We start from the raw sequence: 21376 nt of genomic DNA, 5'->3' as shown, positions 1-21376 counted from the left end.
AGATTATCATAAACTTAACTTTTGACTTCGCTGTCAACTGTCAACTGTCAACTGTCAACTGTCCACTGTTCTTTACCTTTCCTTGATTTGTACGGTTTGATTGTACCAATTCATGAACAGAGAAATTATCAAACTAATTGTCAGGTATGTCCCCATGATAATTATCATTGTTTCGATCGCCCTTCCGGTCTGATTCAGCGTCGGAGAGCCCACCACAAAGTAAACGTCTGGATAAGCCACCGCAACGGCTAAGCTCGAATTTTTCGCTAAATTCAGATACTGACTGGTTAAAGGTGGAATAATCACCCGCAAAGCTTGCGGCAAAATTACCATCCGCATGATTGTTCCAGACTTCAGTCCCAAAGACTTGGCCGCTTCCCACTGGCCTCGCGATACTGACTGAATTCCGGCGCGGACAATTTCTGCAATGTAACTGCCAGTATACAAGCTGAGTCCTGTCACCAAGGCTGCAAATTCTGGAGTTAATTTTAATCCTCCTTCGAGTTGCAATGCTGGTGTCAGGCGGGGGAAATCTAGACGAAAAGGTGGATTTTGGGTGATAATTCCAGCTAAGATTGCACTTAGGCCGATCGCACCTGCCGCCCAAAACAACTGTCTTCCCGGCTTAGCTTCTTCCAGCATCACCCGCGCCCGCCACATCCACAGCCCAGCCGCCGCCAAAACTCCGACAGTTAACAAAATCAACCAAATCTCAAAACCGGGCAAAGGCGCAGGCCAAGGTACAGCAATGCCGCGATTTGTCAAGTAAATCGGCCCGCGCATCTGCTGGTTGTCTTCCAGTTTTGGCAGGGAAATGAACACTGCAAAATACCAGAAAAATAATTGCAGCAATAACGGCGTATTTCGCAGAATTTCTACGTACAAGCTAGCCAACTTACGCAGCAGCCAATTGTCGGAAAGACGCGCAATTCCTACAGTCAAACCCGCAACTGTTGCGAAAATCAGCCCCAAACCCATCACCCGCAGCGAGTTGATTAAACCGACTAAATAAGCTTGTTTATAACTGTTTTCGGGGCTGTAGGGAATTACGCTTTCGCCGATGTCGAAGGATGCTTGGGAATTGAGAAAGTCAAATCCAAATGCAATCCCCAGTTGCGCGTAATTGGCGCTGAGGTTGTCCCAGAAAATCGCGATGATAGCTATGACTAAAATTAGGGCGATCGCCTGTCCGGCTATTTTCCAGAAGCGATCGTCCCGCAGTAGTGTGGATATATCTTGGAATTTGGATGATTTCTGAGTTTTGCTGTCTTGAGGTTCTGTATTCATAACTTAAATTCCTCAGCGCAATTATAAATCTAGTTCTGGGCGGATCGAGACTAAAGAAACCGGGTTTTTTGCTGAATACGAGTGACTCTGACGCAGGATTTTGGTAAAAAACCCGGTTTCTGACTATCCCTAAGACTAAAGAAACCGGGTTTTTTCCTGAATACGAGTGACTCCGACGCAGGATTTTGGTAAAAACCCGGTTTCTCAGAGGAAGCGCGTATAAGTCCCGATCGAATTAGCGGAACGGCGGCGAGTAAAGCAAACCGCCATCTTTCCAGAGTTTGTTTTGACCCCGGTCTAACTTAAGTGTACTTTTCGGGCCGAGGTTGCGATCGTACATTTCCCCGTAATTCCCCACTTTCTTAACAACGCGAAGAGCGTAATCGTTCGGCAGTCCCAAACCTTTACCTAAGTCTCCTTCTTTTCCTAACAAACGTTTGACGTTCGGGTCTGTAGTGCTGGCGACAGTTTGGTCTATATTTGCAGAACTAATTCCCAAATCTTCAGCTTCAATCGCCGCAAAAATGATCCATCTCACCGCATCCGACCATTTAGGATCGCCGCTTTTCACCGCTGGGGCTAACGGTTCTTTTGACATCACGATCGGCAAAACAACATTATTCTCGGGAGTCGGTAGAGTTGTGCGCTTCGAGACGAGTTGCGATCGATCGGCCGTAACACCTTGACAGCGACCTTCTTGATAGGTAGCAAAGGTACCATTCACATCTTCAAACACCACAGGAGTGTATTTGACTCCTAATTTTCGCATTTGGTCGGACAAATTTTGTTCCGTGCTCGTACCTGTCTGCACGCAAATAGATTTGCCCGCAAAATCTTTTAAACTTGTAATGCCGCTGTCTTTTTTGACCATGATGCTTTGAGAGTCATAAAAGATTACCGGGGCAAATTCCAGTCCGGTAGTGCTGTCGCGACTCGCAGTGTAGGTGGTATTTCGGCTGAGAATGTCGATTTCTCCGGCCTGCAAAACTGTAAATCTATCTTTGGCGTTCAGCTTTCGGTATTCGACTTTTTCGGGATCGTCAAATATTGCCGCCGCCACAGCCCTGCAAACATCCACATCCAGTCCCGAGTATTTGCCTTTTTCGTCTACAAAGCTAAAACCCGGCAATTCGCCGCTGACGCCGCAAATCAGTTTGCCGCGGCTGACAATTGTATCTATCCGGCTCGAACCTTGCTGCGATTTGCCTTCAGCAGCAGTTGTGCCTGGTGTTTGTCCGACTTGTGCCGATCGATCCCTACAAGATGCCAGCGGTGCCACAAACAACACACTTGCCAGCAACAGAAATCCCCATTTACGCATAAATTTTAGTAGAACGCTTTCCTGACGATCCTACCTTGTAGCTGTCGAGAACTGTTGCGATCGGCACAACAGCCCGCGGCGTCAATTAGCCCTTCAGAACCCGGTGCTGCACCCTGACAAGTGTACTGACTACCCGCCGATGATTTTTTTGCCCGCTGTGGGCGATCGACCTTTCCTACAATATTTATCCAATTTTGATTTTATCCGCTCAGAACCGCTCTGGTGCTAGGCGCTGCTCAGCTAAATCGCGGATTAGCGACAGCCGAGACTCGATGTACTCGTTCAACAAATCTGTTTCTTTGCCATTCAGCGCAGAGTTAGTCTTTAACTGCTTCAGCAGCCACTGTACCAGGGTGTCATCATCCAAATTGACTAACAGAGTCGCTTGGGTGGTCTCAATTAATGACCAGAGTTGGCGTAACATGACTGGAGTCATAAAACCTCGTTTAGCGTAAATACGCACTTAATGGGCTAGCTGAGCGATGTGTTGGTCTTAGTGTTTCCAGCCGATAGATGAAAAACACCTTAAGAGTCACGGACTTAATGATTATTTTATATTTCACCACAATAACTGAATATATTAGTGTCAAAAGCTACAACACACAAGATGTTATAAGAGTTCCCAATCTCGTCACATTGAGATCTATATCTTGATAAAAAGTTAAGAATCTTTACATCCTATCGATCGCCGGAGTTGGCAGAAGCCATTGGCGATAGTATGTAAAGCCCGGAAAGCCCAAAAAATCATCACTCAGCAGCCACCAACTTTTGCACCCCCGCGAGAACTATTTCTAATTCAGCAATGATTTTTGTGGCGCCCTCCAAATCGTTTGATTCGGCAAGGATTTGAAGCTCAGCAGCCATCTCGGGCATTAACCGCACCGCCGCCGTAGCGCTGACACCTTTAATTTGATGCGCGCGGCGGGCCAGTGTCTCCACATCTCCCGAGGCGATCGCACTTTTAGCAGCTTCTAAATAACCGCCAGTATCCACCACAAAAGCTTCCAGTATTTCCCGCTCAAACTCTAAATCAGCCCCCGCAATTTCGCGCAAACGAGCCCGATCGACTACTGATTCTAGATCTGGAGCAGAGTTTTTGACTTGCTCACCCTTAAACTTGGGAATTTCAACTTTTAACTGTACCGACCAATTTTCTAGTACAGATTTTAACTTTTCGATCGAAATAGGTTTGCTAATATAATCGTCCATACCCGCCGCCAGACACTTTTCCCGATCGCCCTTCAAAGCATTCGCCGTCATCGCAATCACCACCGTCTTTCGATCCGGTTCCATCTTGCCAGCAGCAGCGCCTGTCGCTTCCATGCGGCGCAATTCCAACGTAGCTTCGTAACCGTCCAAAATCGGCATCTGACAGTCCATCAACACAATGTCATACTTTTTGATCGCCAGCATAGATAGCGCCTCTGCGCCGTTATTTGCCACATCCGCCGCGCATCCCAAAACTTTGAGTTGATTCAGACCAACTTTTTGATTGATCGGAGTATCTTCAACCAACAAAATCTTTAAACTCGCTAACTCCCGATTGTCAATAGCTGAGGCTCGATTGGACGGTGGATTTTCTAGTGGCGGATCAATTGCATCATTAGGGGCGATCGCCCCAACCAAGCAATCAAACAGCCGGTGAGCTTTCACAGGTTTAGTTAAATAGCCACTAAAACCGCTATCTACCAAGCGTTTCGCCTCCGATATCTGAGTAATTGAAGTTAGCACCACCCACTTTGTCTGCTGCATTGCCGGCTCAGAAACCCTCAAGCGTTCCAGACTTCCCGCCACCATTTCCGGCAACTGAATATCAACTAAAACAATATCGTAAGGGCAACTAACGCTGACAGCTTTGTACAGAGATGCGATCGCCATCCAACCATTCTCAACCTCCTCAACTTCCATTCCCCACAAAACAGCCATTCTCAGCAGCACTTTTCGGACTGTCGGCTTATCGCTAGCAACTAACATTTTCCTGCCCGCCAGCACCGTTTGCAAATTCACTTCGCACGCTGTCCCTGTCGCAGTTAAATTTTCCTTAACAACCGGCACGGTGAACCAAAAAGTCGAACCTTTACCAGGGGTACTTTCCACACCGATTTGACCCCCTAGCAGCTCCACCAACTGCTTAGAAATAGCCAGACCCAAACCTGTGCCGCCGTACTTTCTCGTCGTAGAAGCATCCACTTGAGTAAAAGATTGAAACAGCTTTCCTTGGTCTTCTGCCGAAATCCCGATTCCTGTATCTGTGACTTTAAACAGCAGGAACAGCGAGCGATTGCTGCCGAGTTTTAACGGTTGAATTTTCTCTAAAACTTTCTGGTTGTCGCTGGCTGCCAACCACCCCGGATTCCTGCCAGTAGAAACCTCAATCACTACTTCTCCTGCTTCCGTAAACTTAATCGCATTGTTGATCAAATTAGTCAGGATTTGCCGCAAGCGCGCGGCATCGCCTCTAATTTGCAGCGGCACGTCTCTGTCAATCAGCGCCACCAATTCTATACCTTTGGTTTGTGCGGGAGTTGCCAACAAATCCAGCACTTCATCCAGACAGATACTGAGGTCAAATTCCATCGTTTCTAAGCGCATTTCTCCTGCTTCCAGTTTGGAGAGGTCGAGAATATCGTTAATGATGCACAGCAAATTTTGGCTGCTGAGTTTCAGCGTCTGCACAAAGTCTAGCTGTTCGGGAGTAAGATTTGTTTTCAGCAGCAAATCAGTCATCCCCATCACTCCATTCATCGGAGTGCGGATTTCGTGACTCATATTTGCTAAAAATAGGGACTTCATTCGAGACGCTTCCAGGGCGACTTCTCGGGCTTGCTGCGCTTGCTCAAACAAAGTAGATTGCTGAATGGCGATCGCCAACTGCACGCTCAACCTTCCCAGCAAATCCACCTCAGAATCAGTCCAAGCGCGCGGGCCGCTGCACTGGTGGGCAACCAGCAATCCCCACAACCGATTTTGACTCGGTTCCAAACTCTCGATTTGCGACCCAATTCTAGGAGTTTCCGGCGAATATTCTGTGGCAAACTCCTGACTTTCATCGCCGATAAAAATTGGTACAACTAAATTAGCCCTTACCTGCAAACTCACAAGTAAATTTAGGTGTATTTCGCTCAAACTAGCCGTATAAATATCTTCAATTGCTTGAATTTTTCCAGCGCGGTACATCGATATATAACTTTCCCCAAACGATTTTTCCTGAAGTTTTCTGCCCAGCATCGGCATCCAATCATCCCCTACAGATTCCACAACAACAATCCCTGTTTCATCAGCATCGAAGCGATAAATTACCGTGCGATCCGTCGCCAGCAACTGCCGCACTTCTTGTACAGCCGTGCTCAGAGTTTGAGTGAGGTTCAGGGACTGCCGGACTCGCTGGGCGATCGCCGAAACCAACCGTTCCCGCTCTGCTTGTTCCCGCAGCATTCTCTCAGCTTGCTTGCGTTCGGTGACATCGCGAATTACCGCAGCAAAACACAGCGGTTCATTATTTTGAGGGTGTTTGACCATAAAAGCATTCATCACCACATCAATGGATTTGCCGCTGCGCAAGTGCTGCAATTTACCTTCTCCTTGCCACTGGCCATGACGGATGATTTTTGGCAAAATCTTTTGACTAAATTCCTGTTTAAAAGTTTGACCAATATAATCCCATATTTCCGTATAAAGCACTTCCGAAATCTTCTCTATCCCGACCATTTTTCGTCCGGCTTCGTTGACAAACAGCGTTTGGCCTTCAAGAGTAGCCATACCGATAAAATCGCTGCTGTTTTCAATCAACGATACAAATTTTTGCCGTTCTTCTTCTCCTTTTTTTCGTTCGGTAATGTCGCGCTTAACGCAGACGTGACAAATTACATCGCCACTGTTGTTGATTACAGAGTAGGCTGCAACATCGATCGCCAAAGTGCGACCTTTTTTAGTACAGTTAGTAATTTCGCCCCGAAAAGTGCCAGTTTTCCCTAAACTTTTGGCAATTGCCGAAAAGCGTTCCCCCGCCACCAGCGGCGGCGCTTCTGCTTCTAATTCCGCGTCGGTGTATTCTAGCAGCGATTGATGGGCGCGATTTTGTTCGAGGAAAAAGCCGTCAGCATCGATAGTAACAATCGCATCATTGGAGTTGAGAAATATTTCTCGATAAAGTTTAAGTTTTTCCTCAGCTCGCTTGCGATCGGTGATATCCCTTTTGACACTGACGAAACAAACCACATCCCCAGCATCGTTGAGAACCGCAAAAGCGGAAACTTCCGCCTCAACTATTCCCCCTTGCAAAGCCTTAACACAGGTCATTTCGCCTCGATAACTCCCTGTTTCGGCCAAGCTTTGCAGCACCGACGCAAATGCTTGTTCTCCCATATGAGTTGCAGGGGTTTTACCCCACAATTTCGATGGACTGTAACCCAGCAAAGCCGTGTGAGCTTGATTTGTTTCCAAATAATCGCCTTGGGGGTCTAAAATGGCGATCGCATCATGGGACTTTAAAAATATTTCCTGATAAAGTTGCAGTTTTAACTCTGCTTGTTTGCGATCGCTAATATCCGTGAACAAGCCATAATAAACTACTTCCCCCGATCCGAGCATTTCCGGCTGCGAATGCCCTTGAATCCATTTAAGTTTTCCCGACGGAGTGACAATTCTACCCTCCCACCGCCAAGGCTGCAAATTTTCAGCAGCAAGCCGCACCGAGTTAACAAAATTATCTCGATCTTCGGGATGAATCATGTCAACAATTACATTAATATCCTGCTGAGCCGCCTCCGGTTCTATTTCATACAATTCTCGGCAGCCCGCACTCACAAACGAGAAGGCCATTGAGCCATCTGGATGCAAATCAACTTGATATACCGTGCCCGGTACACTAGCAGTAATTTTTTGCAGTTTAGCTTGGCTTTGATTCCTGGCTTCATCTGTGGCCTGCAATTGAGCAATCTCGCGAGAAATACCCAAAACTGCAAATACATTACCATCCGCATCGGATAGTGGCATTCTTTCAGTTTCCCCCTTGACATCGGTCTCTTGAGCTGCTAAGGTGGCTAGCGAATTAGCACAGATTTGAGCAGCAGTATGCAGCAAACAAAGGTGTTCAAAATTAAAAGCAGATGCCTGCTCTGCACCGACAAAAAATACTCCTAATAATTCTTCACTTTGATCCGGGTTAGCCGGTGCCATCAATACCGACTTAAACTGAGCAATTGGTGGCGAAGCCATGTTGTGCGCCCAATCCCGATTTCCCGCCAGCCATTCCACGCGGGCTGTTTGTAAGCGTGCTTCAATTTCAGCTCTGGCGCGGGTTGTTAAGGGCTGTGACTGTTGTTGCAGGTGTATTGTATTTTCTGGTAGAGTTAAAAGTGCGTTAGCGAAGCCCGCCCCTACGGGGGCTGCGCCAACGAAGAGGATCGTCTCCCCAGGAATCAGGCGCGCCAGATGTACCAGACACGCAGACCAAATTTCATCAGCACTCAGAGCGATTTGTACTTGTCCAGTAAGTTCATTGAGAACTTGCAGTTCCAAGGTACGCTGGCGGACTTTGGCCTTGAGGCTGGCGGCTAGGATTTGCATAGTGCTCACCACACTGGTTTGCTTATATTATAATTATTCATTTTCAAAGTTTTTTAAACAATCATCTTAAAATACATCCGGCGAAAAGACAACTTTTTTATATTTATATTACCTTTAATTGCTAAAAAACCAAAGCGCGATCGGGAGCGAAGCGACACCGCAAGGCACCTGCTTCGCTCCAGCAGCGAGGTTTGAAGGCGAAATTATCCCATTAAAATCACGTTATCGATCACATGGATGACGCCGTTGTCAGCTTCGATATCTGCCGCGACAACAGTAGCATTTTTCACCTCAAAACCGTCAGAACAATCAATTTTAATCGGCGAACCTTCCAAGGAAGTAACAAAACCGAGTTTTGCCAAATCAGCCTTCATAAACTTGCCAGAGACGACGTGAAACATCAAAATCCTAGCAAGTTGGGGAACATTCTGCACTAGGGTAGTGATAGTTCCCGGTGGCAATTTCGCAAAAGCATCATCAGTGGGTGCAAAGACAGTGAAAGGGCCCGGACTTTTGAGCGCGTCTACTAAATTAGCTACTTGCACCGCCGTTACCAGGGTTTGGAATGAACCTGCACCTACGGCAATATCAACAATATCAGGCATTTTGTTCTACCTCGTTTGGGATAAAAAGTTATATTAAGTATCGTAAACTGATGCGGGCAACAATACCTACTGTGTTTGTTAAAAAATTGGTAATTCGTTTGATCGTTCGGACTTCAGTCCTCGGATTTTTATGCGGACTAAAGTCCTCACTACGAACCTGGTTGGAAAAGGTTTGATCGTTCGGACTTCAGTCCTCTCTTTTTTGCGGACTGAAGTCCGAACGACAAACCTCATAATAGTTATTTTACAGACACAATATTACTAACGTATTTGCACTTTAACCGCGCGGTACTTTTAAATTGCTACAAGACTGCTTGCGGTTATGACACCAAAACCTTTGTTTCTAATTCTCCTACTTCTGAATTTACATCCTGTCCCTTGTGAATACTGAAACTGCCATACAGAATTGAAACTTCAAAAATATCCGTATGGATTAAAGCTGCTTTTCGGTGCGCGTCTTCACCCAAATGAATTCCAATAAAATCAGCTTCAGGCTCTTTTACCTCTTCTTCGTCATGTACTTCCCACATGATTTATCGACAGTCTTGGAAAACTAAAGAGTAAGGCAATCGATCGCCTGTAGGATCGTAAATACATTCAAATAAAATTTCATTTCCCCACAAAGAGACATTGACATTGGTTACGAGGGATGTCAATTCACCTAAATTAAGCAAGTTGTAGTCATCCGGCATATTAATTCCTCACTTTTTATACAAGACTGCTGGCGCTTATGACACCAAAACCTTTGTTTCTAAATCTGCTATTTCAGAATTTAGGCTTTCTCCCTTGTGAATGCTAAAACTGCCGTATACAATTGAAATCTCAAAAATGTCTGTAGTCAGGACAGCAGGCTTGCGGTGAGACGATTCGCCCAAACAAATCCCGAAAAATTCAGCTTCCAGTTCCCCGACTTCCTCTTCATCGTGTACAGTCCAACTGATATCGCGGCAGTCTTTGAATGCCAGCGCATAAGGCAATCTTTCTTCAGGATTGTAGACACATTCGATTAATACTTCGTTTCCCCACAAAGATACCTTGACATTTGTGACTAAAGAGGTCAAGCCACCCAAGCCAAGTAAGTTATAGTCGTCCTTCCAATCACTCATTTAACTTTTCTCCCGTATTGTGAGTATCCGGAATGAAATTGCCGAATTCATCTCGCGTCCGCAATAAACTACCATCTCGATCTAGACGCAAACCTTTGTTGATATTTCTGCCATCTGAACCGTATTTCGGCGCTGGCGTTCTGATCGCTTCACCGTTAGGACGTATCATTACTGTTGACTTATCAAGAAATTTATATTGAATATAGCCATCTCTAGTAATCTTTGCTTCTGCACCCTGTCCGCGCAAAAAGTCATCGACTTCTTGGCGTGTCATCCCGGTTAAGTCTCCTCTCTTCAGATGCAGTTCCATTTCCTCCAACTCCCTGACTCGGCACGCAAGTTTCCTCACCAACCATTCCTGATTAAAGTTTAGCACAGTTGGAGAATCCGAAGCGCGCACCGCCCGCCAAAGCAAATAGGGCGCGCACCGCACGCCCTATCAGCAATTAGCCAACAGTTATTTATTAGCCGAGTTGAACTTTTACTACGCGGTTCTTTTCCGCTTCCGCTTTAGGCAAATTCAGGTGCAAAACCCCATTTTTGTACTCAGCTTCTACGCTGTCATTCTGAACCCGTGCGGGTAGGGGAATCACCCGGCGAAACGAACCGTAGCGGAACTCAGAGCGAGTCATACCTTTCTCTTCTGTCTTAGTTTCCGATCGCCGTTCACCACTGATCGCAACAGCTTCTGCGGTGACTTGTACGTCCAAATCCTTAGCTTCCATGCCCGGAATTTCTAACTTAAGGTGGATGGCTTCGGGAGTTTCATCGAGTTCGGCGGGGGGTACAAAAGCCACACCGTTAGATGCGCGATCGGTTGCCGGCGTCAAGCTATCAAACAACCGATTCATTTCTCGCTGCAAGGAGTCCATCTCCCGCAAAGGTTCCCAACGAATAAGTGCCATAACTGATACCTCGAATCTCTTAAGTTTTTAGAGGTTGAGAAACACTTGACTCAACCTGTATTTAATATATTCCAGCTCCCGAAACTGGGGGATTCGGTTTTCCGCAAAAAGGCCGATCGCATTTCCGAACATTCGCGATCGGTATTGTAAAATCAAAAGGGGCGGGTATCCGATCCAACCCGAACCGAGCAATTTTAGATTTTAGATGGGAATTGCGCAATTCCCATCTAAAATCTAAAATGCTACGGTTGGTTAACTCCATCGTGAGTGCCCAAAAGAAGCGTAGGTATCAAACAAAGCACCCACCAAACCAAAAGTTAGGCCGATCACCAAAAAACCCTGGAGGGGACAGCCGCTGCCGAAAGTAGCTAAGAACTGCAAAATCTGGTCTTCTCCAGAACGACCAACTCCCTGGAGAGCAGGCACGAGACCGATCAACGAAAAGCTAGTCAATCCCGCGCCGATTAACAATATGGGAGCGACAAAGCTCAACAGGCCCGTCAGCAGTACAGAGCGCAGAAAATTAGGAAAGATGCTCATAAGAGTTGGTAAATTCAGCTAAACTGCCGAAAGGTGCAAGCAAACAAAACTTGTCCTTTTCTACGATAGGCAGCGATCGCCCTCCGTGGCCAGTTCTGTCAAAAATCTTAAATCTTAGAGAAGAAACTTGTTTAAGATTTGTAGATTGATTTCATTTTTTGCAGTTGTTCTACAGTCGAAATTCCTTGAGCACCACTACACCATCGAGCCTCAGTTTGTGGAGTCAGCGCTTGTTTGCAGCAATTTTATTGGGCGGCCAAGTCATGCTGCACTTACTGACTCGCAAAATTCACCGTCGCAACACCCTCGACCAAATGGCAGCAGTCGGGCCAGAATCTCTGCTGATTGCTTTGCTGACGGCGGGTTTTGTCGGTATGGTATTTACGATTCAGGTAGCGAGGGAGTTTATTAACCTCGGTGCCGGCAATGTCGTGGGTGGTGTTTTGGCTTTGTCTTTGACTCGCGAACTCGGCCCCGTCTTAACAGCCGTGATCGTGACGGGACGGGTAGGTTCGGCTTTTGCGGCGGAAATCGGGACAATGCAGGTCACAGAGCAGATAGATGCCATGCTGATGCTCAGAACAGACCCGATCGACTATTTAGTAATTCCCCGCGTCATTGCCTGCTGCTTGATGCTGCCAATTCTGACAATATTGTCCCTCGTCACGGGCATCGCCGGCGGACTGCTGATTGCGACGACAATGTACGGCGTATCTCAAACCGTGTTTTTAGAATCAGTCCGCCATTTCCTGACTCTGTGGGATATTTGCAGCGCGGCAATTAAGGCTTTTGTGTTTGGTGGTTTGATTGCTGTAATCGGTACTAGCTGGGGTTTGACCACCACCGGCGGCGCAAAAGGTGTCGGACAATCGACTACTACGGCGGTGGTGACGGCTTTGCTGGCGATTTTTATTGTTAACTTTTTGATGACTTGGCTGATGTTTCAGGGCACGGGCTCTAGCGTACTCAAAGGCTTGTAAGCTAGGAAACGGATAAAATATAAATAATTGGCAACATTACTTTACTACCCCTGATTTAAACCCGTGACTACAACTGCCTCTGCGACTACGCCCACAGATACGATCGAGCTCGCCCCGAGTTTTGCGATTCCCCTAGTGCTGGTACTTACTGCTGTACCGCTGCTGTTCGTGCAGAAGTGGGTGAGTTTGCCCCTGGCGCTGTTCGGCTTGTTTCTGATGTACCAAGCTGCCACCATCCGGCTACAATTCACCCTAACCGATTTGGATATTTATCGATCGTCCAAGTTGATCCGCCAATTTCCTTTCCGACAATGGCAAAATTGGCGGATATTTTGGCCCGCTGTGCCGATTTTGTTCTATTTCAAAGAAATTAACAGCATTCACTTTCTGCCGGTTCTGTTCGATCGTAAAATGCTACAGACCTGCTTAGAACAGCGCTGTCCCCGTCAAGACTAAACAAGTTGTTAATTTTTAATTTTTAACTTCTTCTGTGCCCCACGCCGAACCAAATTTCTCATGAATTCAGACGAATTTCCCACCCAAAAACCCGAATCACAACCAGCCGCTGACGGCGCACCAACTTTACCCGTGAATGAGATGGACTACCAGTTGCCATCTCAAACACCGGAATTGCCGATCGCCCAAAACGCTCCCCAAGCCCAAATCCTGCCCGAAACAGATGCGCTGGACGAGGAAGATGCCCAAATTGCCCGATTTGTGGACGCAGCAGGCGCGATCGCCCAAATTGGGTCAGAAACAGACGATCGCGAATCTGAAAGTGCGATCGATCAAAGTTCGCCGGAAACAGACTCGCAGCCAACAGCAATCTCCGCAACGGTAACGCCCGTCCCAGAAAATCTTACCGAAAAATTGGCAGATAGAGTCAAAGCATTGCAGCAGCAAGAACAAGATTTGACTGCAAGAATTGCCGCCCTGGAAGCAGACAAAGCCAAGGCCCAAGAAGCGTTGGGCGAGGCTCAAACATCGATCGGGCGTTTGGTACAAGACGGCTTGATTCAATTAGATACTCGCAAACAAGCACTACAAATTGAAGTAGAAAAACTCGAACGCCGGCGCGATCGAATTCAAAAGGAAATGCGAACCACTTTTGCCGGCGTTTCCCAAGATTTGGCAATTCGAGTCCAGGGTTTCAAAGACTATCTAGTCGGCAGTTTGCAGGATTTAGCCGCTACCGCCGAACTCTTAGATTTGACTCCGCCGGTACAAGAAACAGCAAAGCAAATTTCTGCTGACGAGTCTCCATCCTCAGCAGCGGTAAATCCCAGATTTGCCGAACAGGGATTTCAAGAACAAGCCAAACAAATTCGCCGCATTCTCGACCAATATCGCACTCTTCCCGACTATTACGGCCCGCCCTGGCAGATCCGCCGCACCTTTGAACCCATCCACGCGGAACGAGTCTCTAATTGGTTTTTCACCCAAGGAGGAAGGGGCGCTTTGCGGAGTATGGGTTCGCGGTTGCAAAATATCTTGATTACTTCGACGATTATTTCTGTACTCAGAAGTGTCTACGGCGGACGGGTGCGGACTTTGGTGCTCGCGAACAGCCCCGAACGTTTGGGTGAGTGGCGCCGGGGTTTGCAGGATTGTTTGGGGATTACTCGCAGCGATTTTGGCCCGGAAAACGGCATTATTATGTTTGAGTCTGCGGAGGCTTTGGCTCAAAAAGCCGATCGACTGGTGAAAGATGGCAAGTTGCCGTTAATTGCGATCGATGAAACTGAGGATTTAATTAGTTTGTCAATGCTACAATTTCCGCTGTGGCTGGCCTTTGCTCCCGATCCGCAAACTTTGATGACTGCTAAGGATTTTTGAATTAGTAATTGGTAATTGGTAATTGGTAATTGGTAATTGGTAATTGGAGAGGCGAAAAAAAACACACAATATCTGGTAGGGGCGGGTTTAGCGAATAATCTATGAAACAATCGACTGTATGAAGGCAAAACCCGCCCTATTTATGAAGGCAAAACCCGCCCTATTTATGAAGGCAAAACCCGCCCTATTTATGAAGGCAAAACCCGCCCTCTTTATGAAGGCAAAACCCGCCCTCTTTGTGAAGGCAAAACCCGCCCTCTCCTCTCCTCTCCTCCCCATCTAATGTTTATTTGTACCACCTACTTAATTGCTAATTGCTAATTATTCAAGAGGAAAGCTTGCAAATTGTAAAAGTACACGAAATCTCAAATTAAAACATGGCTAGCTGGATAGTTTTAAATGGCGCACTTTTAATAGCAGCTTACTTGCTGGGCTCGATTCCGACTGGGTACGCCTTGGGGAAATGGATGCTGGGAATTGATATTCGCGAAGTGGGTTCGGGTTCGACTGGCGCGACTAATGTACTGAGAACTTTGGGGAAGTGGCCGGGGTTGGCGGTGTTGCTGGTTGACGTGTTGAAGGGCGTAGGTGCGATCGTCCTAATCCGCTACATCTACTCTCTAGAGTTTACCACCCAGCTAGCAACCTCCGCAGGTTTAGAAAATACTGCAACTATCATCCCGTGGATGGCAACTTTAGCAGGTTTGTTTGCTGTTTTGGGACACAGCAAATCTATCTGGCTGGGGTTTACCGGCGGTAAATCTGTGGCGACAAGTTTGGGAGTTTTGCTCGGTTTGTACTGGCCAGTTGGTTTGGGAACTTTGGGAATTTTCGGGATAGTTTTTGCACTGTCGCGAATTGTTTCTTTGAGCTCGATTATCGGAGCAGTTAGCGTTTCTGGATTGATGTTTGCTTTACATCAACCGCTGGCTTATGTATTGTTTGGACTTGCGGGCGGCGTGTTTGTGATTGTGCGGCACCGCAGCAACATTCAGCGTCTTTTGAACGGTACTGAACCCAAAATTGGACATAAATTGGAAACAGCAGCTAGCGAGTGATAAATTGCTATGTCCAATTTTCGATAAATAAACCCCCTATTTGTCCAAAATCGCGACTATTTCTGGTCATCAACAAAACTGCTGGATTAACTAGCGCAACTGAAGCAATTTTCAAATCCATTGCGCCCAGTCTTGGGTGCAATTTTTTTAAGCGCTGAAATTATTGCACGGCTTCCCTATCAAAGTCAAGAATGGGAATAACGCAATAATTCATAAGTTGGCGCTTTAGCTGCTTGTACGCCTCAACTTGCTGTTCAATACTCTGTGCTTTGGCTGCATAACTCAACCATCCTCGCATCTGCTCTTCGTAGCTGATAATGCTTCTTGCTACTTGAGCTGGATTGATGTTTGCTAATCTTTGAAGCAGAGGTTGTGCTGCTACCCCTCCGCGATCTAAAACACTGAGATGATCCGTATCGAAAATATACATTTAATCTTCTGACTGCTCGGTAGAATTTAAGCGCAGAGACTCGCGATACTCCCGAGCCAACTGCATCGCCTCATTATAGGCAGGATTGTCAGCAAATGTTCCAGCAATTCTTTCCCACCAAGGTTTAGAAAACGAGTTACTCTCTACTTTGTCTTTGAGGCGACCAACTTCAGCTACTAAGAGGGCGATTCTTTCTTCTAACTGTTCTGGCATTGGCGGTAGTTCTCCATTGAACTCAACTCTTATTTTTTTTTGTACGTCACTATTTCGGAAATGTAGGAAATGTAGGTGTGCAGTGCGCACCTTACAGTTAGTTACAGCGTATTTGTTAGTAAAATAACTGCATTTAATGATGGGATTGGGCGCGGCGATCGGGATTTTGGCAAGCGCGATCGGGATATCGGGATGTATCTAAATTATTATTTGAATGTGCCATCTGGGGCGGCGATATACCACATCCGGGTTGACTATCGTCTCGATTGTCTCTCCCTCTCTCTGTAATCTCTGCGCACTCTGCGGTTAATTACAAATGGGGTATTTAACGCGGATCTAGTATTACGCCTTGCCCTACTTGGACAAAAACCTAAGTATGGGAAAGGTCTAATGAAAAGTCGATGAGAAGTCGATGAGAACTCACTCACGTTCTCAAATAGCCACCTGATTTAATAAAAATACGGTAGAAAGTGCGATCGAGCTGAAATCTTGCAGCATTCTCAATAGGCTGTAAAGTGGGTTCACCTCCAAATTCGCAATAATTAACCGTAAATACTGTGCCGCAATATCCAAACCAACCCCGGCGGATCTGCGGACAAACCGATCGATTCGATCGAGGGATTATGTAGCAATACATCTTTAGCAAATCTTTACAGACTTTTATGCAATCAACTGTTATGGTTGATGCAACAATTTTTCACTATTGTTCAATCAGGAATAGGTGCTGTGATGCCAAACTTTAATTGTCAAGTTTCAGGAAGTGCGATCGCCTTTATCGATTCTCAAGTTGCAGATTATCAAAGTTTGATTGCCGGGGTAACACCGGGTACGGAAGTAGTGGTTTTGGATGGGAACCGGGATGCGATCGACCAAATTACTGAAATTTTAGCTCTTCGCACCAATATAGACAGCATTCACATAGTTTCTCACGGCAGTCCGGGAAGTTTGCAACTGGGTAATGGCAGATTTTCTCAAGATAATCTGGAAACTTATTCCGAAAAATTGCGGCAGTGGAAGAGTGCTTTAACTCCTGGTTCGGACATTCTGATTTACGGTTGCAATGTCGCAAAGCTATTTAGGAACGGGCATCTTGCCCGTTCCACAAAAAATCAATCTTCTTGTGGAACAGGCATCTTGCCCGTTCTTGAGAATGGTGCAACATCTCAGTTGAAACCGAAATCTTGCACAATTTTCAATCATCCTGTAGGGGCGGGTTCGCGAACAGCCTTAAAGGTAACAGACAGGTTACATAAACCCGCCCTCCCCCACGAAAAAGCCCCAAGTGACATTAATGAATGTGCGATCGATAATGAACAAACAGTAGACGGTTTCACCTTCATTCAGCGCATCGCCCAACTCACAAATACCAACGTTGCCGCCTCCAAAAACCTCACCGGAAGTGCAGCAAAAGGCGGCGACTGGGAACTAGAAGTGACAACCGGGAAAATAGCAGCCTCTTTAGCATTTCGGCCCGAAGTTCTAGCAGCATACAGCCATGTTCTCTCCACCTTCAGTGAAGCGAGGAACTATAGTGTCGGCGGGAATCCTAGTGACATGGATACGGGCGACTTGAACGGCGACGGTTTCCTAGACTTAGCCGTGGTCAACAGGGGCTCCAATATTTCCATATTGTTGGGGACGGGTACTACGGGCAGCTTTGGTACTGCTACCACCTTATTTGACCCAGGTAACGAGAATCCCTTTGGCGTTGCAGTGCGCGACTTTAATGGAGACGGCAAACTCGATTTAGCTGTAGCGAGTAATCCTGGTGGTTCTGACCCCGGTTTCGTTTCCATCCGGCTGGGCACAGGTACTGGCAGTTTTGGTAATCCTACCAACTTCGCTTTAAATATGCATCATAGCTCGATCGCAGCCGGCGACTTCAACGGAGATGGCAAGTTAGATTTAGCCACAGCCCCGAGGTTTGGCAGCAACTTTTCAACAATTTCAATACTTTTCGGATCTGGTACTGGTAGCTTTGGTACTCCCGTTCCAATTAATACAAACAAACCAAAGTTTACTGTTGCCACAGCCGACTTTAACGGCGACGGCAAACTCGATTTAGTCACGTCGAACAATGAAGTAACTGACAACATCTCCGTTTTCTTAGGAGATGGTAATGGCAGCTTTAACTCCCCCGTTAACCTTAGCGCGGGTAATCTTGTTGGGAGAGAGAATCACTTTGTCGCCACAGGCGACTTTAATGGTGATGGCAAACTCGATCTCGCCGCAAGTAACGACATTTCTGAGAATGTCTCAGTCTTCTTGGGAGATGGTACGGGTAATTTTGGTAATGCTACCAACTTTGCTGTCGCAAGTCGTGTCTTTTCTCTGGTTGCAGGCGACTTTAACGGCGACGGCAAACTCGATTTAGCCATGCCTACCGGCGGGAACAAGGTTTCAGTCTTGTTAGGAGATGGTACGGGTAAATTTGCTAATCTCAGCAACTTTAGTAACCTGGAGACTCTCGGGGGAAATCGTATAGCTGCGGCAGATTTTAATGCTGACGGCAAGTTGGATTTAGCTACTACGAACGGCACTTCTAACAATGTCTCAGTTCTGCTGAATACATCGAATACAGTTAATTTCGGTGCCGCCACTTACAGCAGCGTGGAAGGAACAACAGACACAGTAGTTAATATTCCCGTCAAGATCACCGGTGGCATTCCCTTAAACGATGTAGTTGTCCCAATTCTCCTCGACCCCACTAGCACAGCCACCCAAAATTTAGACTACACCTTTTCCCCTACTTCGATTACATTCCCCGCAGGTACAACAGGTGCCGCACTCACCAAGAATATTGCATTTACAATCAAGCCAGACAGTATCCCAGAAAACGCCGAAACCGCAATTTTAAACTTGGGCACAATTACAGGTGCGATTCCCGGCCCCACAAAACAAACCACACTAACTATTGCCGATCAGGTTTCTGTTGCTTATGCCATTGCCACCGATACTGCCAGCATTGACGAAGGCAGTAGCGGCAAAAAACCTCTAACTTTCACTGTGACTCGCAGCAACGTCACTAACGGGGCAAGTAGCGTCAAATATGCGATCGCCGGAACTGCTACCAACGTCACGGATTATAACAACATCGGCGGCACTTCTGGGGCACGAACTCCTGCTGGCACGATTAATTTTGTGACAGGTGAAACATCGAAAACCATTACTCTGGATGTGTTGGGCGATACCGTAGTTGAACCTGATGAAACTATTACCGTCACCTTGTCAAATCCCACAGGCGTCGCAGCGGTAACACCGATAATTACTGCTGATACTGCTACCACGACTATTATTAATTACACTGCACCGACACCAACACCGACACCGACACCAGAACCACCTACACTGCCGACTCCGCCAACACCGCCACCAACGCCACCAACGCCACCAACGCCAACGCCCATACCACCAACGCCACCAACGCCAACGCCCATACCACCAACGCCAACGCCCATACCACCAACGCCACCAACGCCAACGCCCATACCACCAACGCCACCAACGCCACCAACGCCACCAACGCCAACGCCCATACCACCAACGCCGACGCCAACGGATAACCGCCCGCCATTGGTAAATCGTTCTGTCTTGTCGCAACAAAGAGGTTCTAAAACTGCCAATGAGTTTACCCTCGCTGCAAATACCGATACTGACCCCGATCCGGGCGATCGTATTAACTATACGATCTGTCTGGCAGATTACAATGCTTTGAATCGGTCTGCGTACCGTTCGGAAACCGATCTCAACGGCAGTCGCTATAATAAACTAATCGATAAGTCAAGTTTTCCGGAAATTCCTCTCCCCTCATGGTTAACTTTCAATCCCGAAACTCGCACTATTAAGATAGGCGAAACTCGCCCGAAGAAATTTAACTACTGGATGAAGATCACAGGAACGGATTCATCAGGTGCCAGTGTTAGCGAGATAATCCCGTTCAAGAGTTACAATTTCGGCGGTTTTGTGATTGACAATTACATTGCTGGTGCTACTATCTTCTTTGATGCCAACAAAAACGGCATACTCGATGCTAATGAACCGTCTGCCACAACTACCCCTAATGGTGAATTCGAGCTGAATCTCCCCTCTGACATTTTCGACAAAAATCAAAACGGGGAAATTGACCCTGAAGAAGGCAATTTAGTTGCCATAGGTGGCACCGATACCGCCACGGGTTTACCGCTAGAAACACCAGTTACCGCACCACCAGATGCTACTGTTGTCACCCTTTTAACCAGTTTAGTTGCTGATTTAATCGACAAAGGAGTTACATCAGAAGAAGCACAATCTTTAGTCAAAACCGCCCTTGCCATCCCCGCTAATGTTGACCTAATTAGCTTAGATCCCATCAAGGCAACCAACAACAACCAGCCAGGGGGAGTCCAAGTTTTATCCGCAATGGTGAAAGTCCAAAACGTCATCACTCAAACTAGCGCTTTGATTGACGGTGCTTCTGGTGCATTGACTAAGGATATTGTCAAGGCTGTCGTCAGTTCAATTACGAGTCGAATTCAATCCAGTACAGTTTTAAACCTCAGCAATGCAGCAGATTTAGAACCAATAATTCAGCAATCTGTCAGTAGAATTAAGCAAGTTGACCCCAGTTTTAACGGTCAAAACTTCACCCAACTTGCCTCGCAAGCTGCGACTGTAATGGCAACAGCAAATCAACGCATTGATGCCGCTGTCTCCAGTACAACAGGAACATCGATTCCTGAAGCAGTCGCCCGCGTCCAAAAAGTAGCTTTGGGCGCAACTACTCAAGACTTTAAAGCAGTTGGTGCGGGAAGCAAGCCAATTTCCCAGTTAGTTGCTGAGAATACTGGTGCTGCTTTAGACAGCAAAATTCAAGACGCAACCTCGCCTGCGCCTGGGCTTGCGGTTCCTGTTGTTACCGGTGACGCGGATTTGGGCAGCAATTCGCCCGATCGCATTCTTGGTACAAATGACGACGATATCCTGACTGGCGGCAGCGGAAATGATGTTTTGATGGGCATGAGGGGCAATGATTACCTCGACGGTGCGATCGGAAATGACTCTCTTTTCGGAGGCAAAGGTAATGATATTATGCTGGGAGGTAGCGGTAATGATGCCTTGTTTGGCAGTCGCGGTGCCGACATTTTGAATGGCGGTGATGGTAACGATATTCTGCTAGGAGGTAAGGGTGATGATTTACTAACTGGCGGTTTGGGAAGTGATATTTTGACGGGAGGTAATGGCAATGATAAATTCTTGCTTGCTACCAATGCCGGTACTGATACTATTACTGACTTTGAAGTTGGTAAAGACTTGTTAGTATTGGGTAACAATCTCACTTTTGCACAATTGTCAATTACTCAAGAAAATACTTCAACTTTCATCCGTTTGTCAGCAACAGGTGAAATTTTAGCCTCTCTCAATGGAGTGTCTGCCAGCTCGATAAGTGCTGCCAATTTCAACATAGCTTAGACAGTCCCGGACGAAGGTATTCTACATTTAGGGTGCGCCATAAGCACCCTACATCTACTAAGTTCGTCAGACCAGAGTA

Annotated in this window: 19 protein-coding genes; 6 read left to right on the top strand and 13 right to left on the bottom strand. The window is 46.7% G+C overall.

The annotated features are described in order from the left end of the window. Positions 1-72: 72 nt before the first annotated feature. The 11 genes from QUB68_RS25645 to QUB68_RS25595 form a co-directional block, all read right to left on the bottom strand. Positions 73-1287: an amino acid ABC transporter permease gene (locus QUB68_RS25645; RefSeq protein ID WP_332997738.1), complete on the bottom strand. Its 1215-nt coding sequence runs from the start codon at positions 1285-1287 to the stop codon at positions 73-75. Between the two features lie 235 nt (positions 1288-1522). After that, a complete protein-coding gene (locus QUB68_RS25640) occupies positions 1523-2608 on the bottom strand; it encodes an amino acid ABC transporter substrate-binding protein (RefSeq protein WP_332997737.1) in 1086 nt (361 codons plus the stop codon). Between the two features lie 208 nt (positions 2609-2816). Then, positions 2817-3044, bottom strand: coding sequence for a hypothetical protein (locus tag QUB68_RS25635; RefSeq protein ID WP_332997736.1), 228 nt, complete (start codon positions 3042-3044; stop codon positions 2817-2819). 311 nt (positions 3045-3355) lie between these two features. After that, positions 3356-8176, bottom strand: a complete 4821-nt coding sequence (locus QUB68_RS25630; protein ID WP_332997735.1) for a PAS domain S-box protein — start codon at positions 8174-8176, stop codon at positions 3356-3358. 203 nt (positions 8177-8379) lie between these two features. Next, positions 8380-8781 carry a fasciclin domain-containing protein gene (locus tag QUB68_RS25625; RefSeq protein WP_332997733.1) on the bottom strand — a complete coding sequence of 134 codons (402 nt, stop codon included), beginning with the start codon at positions 8779-8781 and terminating at the stop codon, positions 8380-8382. Between the two features lie 320 nt (positions 8782-9101). Beyond that, positions 9102-9311 carry a hypothetical protein gene (locus tag QUB68_RS25620; protein WP_332997732.1) on the bottom strand — a complete coding sequence of 70 codons (210 nt, stop codon included), beginning with the start codon at positions 9309-9311 and terminating at the stop codon, positions 9102-9104. A gap of 3 nt (positions 9312-9314) precedes the next feature. After that, positions 9315-9473 (bottom strand): hypothetical protein, encoded by a 159-nt coding sequence (locus QUB68_RS25615; RefSeq protein WP_332997731.1) that lies wholly within the window; start codon positions 9471-9473, stop codon positions 9315-9317. A gap of 36 nt (positions 9474-9509) precedes the next feature. Beyond that, a complete protein-coding gene (locus QUB68_RS25610) occupies positions 9510-9887 on the bottom strand; it encodes a hypothetical protein (RefSeq protein WP_332997730.1) in 378 nt (125 codons plus the stop codon). Beyond that, a complete protein-coding gene (locus tag QUB68_RS25605) occupies positions 9880-10263 on the bottom strand; it encodes a hypothetical protein (RefSeq protein ID WP_332997728.1) in 384 nt (127 codons plus the stop codon). The genes QUB68_RS25610 and QUB68_RS25605 overlap by 8 nt, the downstream gene beginning before the upstream one ends. An 88-nt stretch (positions 10264-10351) precedes the next feature. After that, positions 10352-10792: an Hsp20/alpha crystallin family protein gene (locus QUB68_RS25600; RefSeq protein WP_332997727.1), complete on the bottom strand. Its 441-nt coding sequence runs from the start codon at positions 10790-10792 to the stop codon at positions 10352-10354. A 252-nt stretch (positions 10793-11044) separates the two neighbouring features. Then, positions 11045-11332, bottom strand: coding sequence for a hypothetical protein (locus tag QUB68_RS25595; RefSeq protein WP_332997725.1), 288 nt, complete (start codon positions 11330-11332; stop codon positions 11045-11047). A gap of 185 nt (positions 11333-11517) precedes the next feature. Between QUB68_RS25595 and QUB68_RS25590 the strand changes: the two genes are divergently transcribed. The 5 genes from QUB68_RS25590 (at position 11518) to plsY (ending at position 15206) form a co-directional block, all read left to right on the top strand. Then, entirely contained in the window at positions 11518-12312 is a 795-nt protein-coding gene (locus tag QUB68_RS25590) for an MlaE family lipid ABC transporter permease subunit (RefSeq protein WP_332997724.1), read from the top strand. A 63-nt stretch (positions 12313-12375) separates the two neighbouring features. Continuing rightward, positions 12376-12768, top strand: a complete 393-nt coding sequence (locus tag QUB68_RS25585) for a DUF3119 family protein (protein ID WP_332997723.1) — start codon at positions 12376-12378, stop codon at positions 12766-12768. Positions 12769-12828: 60 nt separating this feature from the next. After that, positions 12829-14148: a DUF3086 domain-containing protein gene (locus QUB68_RS25580; protein ID WP_332997721.1), complete on the top strand. Its 1320-nt coding sequence runs from the start codon at positions 12829-12831 to the stop codon at positions 14146-14148. A gap of 118 nt (positions 14149-14266) precedes the next feature. After that, positions 14267-14431: a hypothetical protein gene (locus tag QUB68_RS25575; RefSeq protein WP_332997720.1), complete on the top strand. Its 165-nt coding sequence runs from the start codon at positions 14267-14269 to the stop codon at positions 14429-14431. A 94-nt stretch (positions 14432-14525) separates the two neighbouring features. Beyond that, positions 14526-15206 carry a glycerol-3-phosphate 1-O-acyltransferase PlsY gene (plsY, locus tag QUB68_RS25570; RefSeq protein ID WP_332997719.1) on the top strand — a complete coding sequence of 227 codons (681 nt, stop codon included), beginning with the start codon at positions 14526-14528 and terminating at the stop codon, positions 15204-15206. A 160-nt stretch (positions 15207-15366) separates the two neighbouring features. Here plsY and QUB68_RS25565 read toward each other — a convergent pair whose 3' ends face one another. Together QUB68_RS25565 and QUB68_RS25560 are read right to left on the bottom strand one after the other, a co-directional pair. Further along, a complete protein-coding gene (locus tag QUB68_RS25565; protein ID WP_332997717.1) occupies positions 15367-15636 on the bottom strand; it encodes a hypothetical protein in 270 nt (89 codons plus the stop codon). Beyond that, positions 15637-15849: a hypothetical protein gene (locus QUB68_RS25560; RefSeq protein WP_332997716.1), complete on the bottom strand. Its 213-nt coding sequence runs from the start codon at positions 15847-15849 to the stop codon at positions 15637-15639. A 729-nt stretch (positions 15850-16578) separates the two neighbouring features. Between QUB68_RS25560 and QUB68_RS25555 the strand changes: the two genes are divergently transcribed. Beyond that, on the top strand, positions 16579-21297 hold the full coding sequence (locus QUB68_RS25555) for a DUF4347 domain-containing protein (RefSeq protein WP_332997715.1): 4719 nt from the start codon (positions 16579-16581) through the stop codon (positions 21295-21297). The last annotated feature ends 79 nt before the right edge of the window (positions 21298-21376 follow it).

This window comes from Microcoleus sp. A006_D1 (genome assembly GCF_036702805.1).
Lineage (GTDB): Bacteria > Cyanobacteriota > Cyanobacteriia > Cyanobacteriales > Microcoleaceae > Microcoleus.
This window is presented reverse-complemented; position numbering and strand designations above follow the sequence as displayed.

Coding starts and splice junctions, on each gene's coding strand:
- QUB68_RS25635 (WP_332997736.1), bottom strand. CDS start 3,044: ATGACTCCAGTCATGTTACGCCAACTCTGGTCATTAATTGAGACCACC.
- plsY (WP_332997719.1), top strand. CDS start 14,526: ATGGCTAGCTGGATAGTTTTAAATGGCGCACTTTTAATAGCAGCTTAC.
- QUB68_RS25620 (WP_332997732.1), bottom strand. CDS start 9,311: ATGTGGGAAGTACATGACGAAGAAGAGGTAAAAGAGCCTGAAGCTGAT.
- QUB68_RS25615 (WP_332997731.1), bottom strand. CDS start 9,473: ATGCCGGATGACTACAACTTGCTTAATTTAGGTGAATTGACATCCCTC.
- QUB68_RS25640 (WP_332997737.1), bottom strand. CDS start 2,608: ATGCGTAAATGGGGATTTCTGTTGCTGGCAAGTGTGTTGTTTGTGGCA.
- QUB68_RS25600 (WP_332997727.1), bottom strand. CDS start 10,792: ATGGCACTTATTCGTTGGGAACCTTTGCGGGAGATGGACTCCTTGCAG.
- QUB68_RS25580 (WP_332997721.1), top strand. CDS start 12,829: ATGAATTCAGACGAATTTCCCACCCAAAAACCCGAATCACAACCAGCC.
- QUB68_RS25645 (WP_332997738.1), bottom strand. CDS start 1,287: ATGAATACAGAACCTCAAGACAGCAAAACTCAGAAATCATCCAAATTC.
- QUB68_RS25565 (WP_332997717.1), bottom strand. CDS start 15,636: ATGTATATTTTCGATACGGATCATCTCAGTGTTTTAGATCGCGGAGGG.
- QUB68_RS25595 (WP_332997725.1), bottom strand. CDS start 11,332: ATGAGCATCTTTCCTAATTTTCTGCGCTCTGTACTGCTGACGGGCCTG.
- QUB68_RS25610 (WP_332997730.1), bottom strand. CDS start 9,887: ATGAGTGATTGGAAGGACGACTATAACTTACTTGGCTTGGGTGGCTTG.
- QUB68_RS25630 (WP_332997735.1), bottom strand. CDS start 8,176: ATGCAAATCCTAGCCGCCAGCCTCAAGGCCAAAGTCCGCCAGCGTACC.
- QUB68_RS25625 (WP_332997733.1), bottom strand. CDS start 8,781: ATGCCTGATATTGTTGATATTGCCGTAGGTGCAGGTTCATTCCAAACC.
- QUB68_RS25555 (WP_332997715.1), top strand. CDS start 16,579: ATGCCAAACTTTAATTGTCAAGTTTCAGGAAGTGCGATCGCCTTTATC.
- QUB68_RS25575 (WP_332997720.1), top strand. CDS start 14,267: ATGAAGGCAAAACCCGCCCTATTTATGAAGGCAAAACCCGCCCTATTT.
- QUB68_RS25560 (WP_332997716.1), bottom strand. CDS start 15,849: ATGCCAGAACAGTTAGAAGAAAGAATCGCCCTCTTAGTAGCTGAAGTT.